The organism is Nocardia sp. NPDC006982 (assembly GCF_042869435.1).
Lineage (GTDB): Bacteria > Actinomycetota > Actinomycetes > Mycobacteriales > Mycobacteriaceae > Nocardia.
Genome location: NZ_JBIAFV010000067.1, coordinates 1 through 3,480 on the forward strand (window position 1 = coordinate 1; position 3,480 = coordinate 3,480).

The 3,480-nt window shown below is 64.4% G+C and carries 2 protein-coding genes; both read left to right on the forward strand.

Features of this window, described 5'->3' with window-relative positions:
• A partial coding sequence (locus ACFYOW_RS49380) for a hypothetical protein (protein WP_387299103.1) occupies nt 1–186 on the forward strand: 186 nt, incomplete at its 5' end.
• A 396-nt stretch (nt 187–582) separates the two neighbouring features.
• Nucleotides 583–3,441 (forward strand): CRISPR-associated helicase Cas3', encoded by a 2,859-nt coding sequence (gene cas3, locus ACFYOW_RS49385; RefSeq protein WP_387299105.1) that lies wholly within the window; start codon nt 583–585, stop codon nt 3,439–3,441.
• Nucleotides 3,442–3,480: the final 39 nt, after the last annotated feature.

Here is a 3,480-nt window from a genome sequence, read left to right on the forward strand (position 1 = left end):
CCAACGGCCCAAGCTCAGAACACCGGGCACATGATCAATCATCATGCCCCAGAACGCAATTCGCATGGGTCAATCACGGAAAGCGTGCCAGATCCGGAATTCGAAGAGCGTCGACACGGGGATGATCCGCCGATGAACTCGGTGCCGTTGCCGTCGACGACGTACTCCCCGCGCAGCGGGGATTAACCGGGCCGCGACGGCAAAGGTGTGATCGTCCCCGCATGCTCCCCGCGCGGGGGTGATCCGCAGGCAGCGGCGATCGAGGTGGCCTGTTCCCCGTGTACGGGGGTGTCGATTTGTGCTGTTAGTACGGCAGGTTTCTGCTGGGTGGGAAGGTGTCGGCGGCACTGTTTGTAGCGGGAGGTGGCGCTGGCGGTTTGCGAAGTTGTCGTGTTAAAGCGTGGGTGTGGGTGTGTTGTGGCGGGTAGCGTGGCCGAAAGGTCGTCGGCTGTTGCGGTATTGGGGTTGTAGGTCGAGAACCTGTCGGTGGGGGGTGCGAGAGTGCTCGGTATCTCCCGTGACGGAGCACACGCATCTATTCATTTAGGGGTGGATTTGGTGTTGAGCGAGGCTGCGCGTTCGGTGTGGGCGAAGTCGCCGAATGGTGTGGGTGGGTGGCTTCCGTTGTGGCAGCACATGGATGATTCGGCTGATGTTGCCGGGTTGTTGTTCGATGAGTGGCTGGCGCCGAGCGTTGTGGGGTTGCTGGCTGCGGAGTTCGGGGGTGATGCGGCTGCGGCGCGGTGCGCGGTGCGCTTCTTGGCTGGTGTGCATGATCTGGGAAAAGCGACTCCTGCGTTCGCGGTTCAGGATGAGGGGCTTGCTCAGCGGATGCGCGAGCACGGGTTGTATATGCCGACAACCCGGCATGAGTTGGTGGATCGGCGGCGGGCGCATCACACGGTGGCGGGTCATCATCTGCTGATTCGATGGCTGGTCGAGCGGGGGTGGTCGCGGCGGTGGGCGGTGTCGTGGGGTGTGGTGGTGGGTGGTCATCACGGTGTGCCACTGGATGAGGACGATCGCCTGTTCCCGGAGAAGTATCCGAATTTGTTGGGTGCGGGGGCGTGGGTGCGGGTGCAGCGAGAGCTGCTGGAGCGCATGGCATCCCGGACCGGAGTGTTGGAGTATCTGGATGGTTGGTGTGAGCTGAAGCTGTCGGCGCGTTTCCAGGTCCTGGTCACCGGGATCGTGATCGTGTCGGATTGGATCGCCAGCAACGAGGATCTGCTGCCCTTTCATACCGTTCGATTACCCGAGGCTGTGGTCGACCCGGAGCGGTCCGGTCGTGCATTGGCGGCGTTGGCGTTGCCGCGGCCGTGGTCACCGTCGGCTATTCCGGCGGCGGTACCGGAGTTGTTCGCCTCGCGGTTCGCTTTGCCAGACGGCGCGACACCTCGGCCGGTGCAGGTTGCGGCGTGTGAGGTGGCTCGGGCGATGCCCGAGCCGGGGTTGTTGATCGTCGAGGCGCCGATGGGGGAGGGCAAGACCGAGGCGGCGCTGGCGGTGGCGGAGATCTTCGCGCAGCGTTGGGGCGCAGGCGGTTTGATGGTGGCGTTACCGACGCAGGCGACCAGTGATGCGATGTTCGATCGGGTGGTCGACTGGCTCGACGCCTTAGGCGCCGAGGGGCAGGAGGTCGGGGGTTCGATCACGCTCGGGCATGGCAAGGCGCGATTCAACCGATTGTTCCAGGGGTTGGTGCGGGCCGGTCGGATCCGGGATGCTGAGATCGGCTGCGACGAAAACCACGGCCACCACACCGGTGGGCGGGGCGCCGCGCCGCACGCGGTGGTCGCGCATTCGTGGCTGTCGGGGCGGAAGAAGGCTCAACTGGCGAATTTCTCGGTCGGCACCATCGATCAGCTGCTGTTCGCGGGGCTGAAGTCGCGGCATCTGATGCTGCGTCATCTCGGGCTCGCCGGGAAGGTGGTGCTGCTGGATGAGGTCCACGCCTACGACGCCTACATGAACTCCTACCTGATGATGGTACTCACTTGGCTTGGCGCGTACCGGGTTCCGGTGATCGCGTTGTCGGCGACGCTGCCCGCGGATCGGCGACACGCGCTGCTGCAGGCGTATCAGCGTGGGGTCGACCGCGACCAGGTACCCGATATCGCCGATGTGGCGGGCTACCCGATCCTGTCCTGGACCTCGGAGAACGGTATTCACAGTCGCGAAGTCGAACCCTCCGGGCGCGGCACGACCGTGCATCTGGATGTTCTCGGTGGTGAGGTCGATGACGACGGTGAGGCGTTGGTCGCGCTGTTGCGCGACAAACTCTCTGACGGTGGGTGTGCGCTGGTCGTGCGCAACACTGTTCGCCGTGTGCTGGACACCGCCGCGGTGCTCGAGCGGTGGTTTCCCGGTGAGGTGATCGTCGCGCATTCTCGGTTCATCGCCGCCGACCGGATGCGTAGAGATATCGAGCTGCTCGACTGCTTCGGGAACCCGGCACGAGCGATCGGAAGACCGCAGCGGCATATCGTCGTCGCATCCCAGGTGGTCGAGCAATCCCTGGATGTCGATTTCGACGTGTTGGTCACCGATCTCGCGCCGATCGATTTGCTGCTGCAGCGGATGGGACGGCTGCACCGCCACCAACGAGGACCCGATCAATGCGATCGGAAACCGAAAGTCCGTGTAGCCCAAGCTTTCATCGCCGGAGTGACATTCACCGACGATGCGCCCGAGCTGGAACGCGCGGCGGCACGCTATGTGTACGACGAGCACACGCTGCTGCGTGCGGCTGCGGTATTGCTGCCGAAGCTCGGCGCCACGATCGCGCTGCCCGACGACATCGCACCGCTGGTTCAAAACGCCTACGGGCCGGAGGAACTCGGTCCCGCGTCCTGGCAGGATGCGATGGACCGGGCTCGGCGACACTGGCTGGACAAGACCGCCAACCGCATATCGAAAGCTGAGACGTTCCAGATCAAGCAGCCGACGCGGCCGGGCAAAGCGATCGTCGGGTGGGTGTCGGCGAATGTCGGTGACACCGACGATGATTCGCAAGGCCAAGGTCAAGTCCGTGATGGCGCCCCGAGTCTGGAAGCTGTCGTCGTCCAGGAATCGGCCTCCGGTGACTGGTTCACCCCCGCGTGGCTGCCCGACGGCGAGGGGCATGTGCCTGTGCCGCGTGGTGAGACGCCATCGGATGAGGTGGCGCGGATCGTTGCCGCGTGCTCGCTGCGGCTGCCGTTGCAGTTCAGCAATGAGCACGCTGAATCCGCGCTGTGGGCATCGACTCCGGAGGAGTGGGAGTTCTCACCACTGATCTACCGGCTCCCTGTCCTGGTTATCGACGAGGACGGCTACGGCGACATCGCCGGACACAGGGTGCGCTACACCCGCGACACCGGGTTCCGGGAACAGCAGGAAGCGGATCAACCGTCGGTGGATTCATCGCACGGGTCAACAGAAGTGAGCACTCACCCATGAGCTCCGACAACGAACCCGGCTTCAATGTGCTCGACGAGC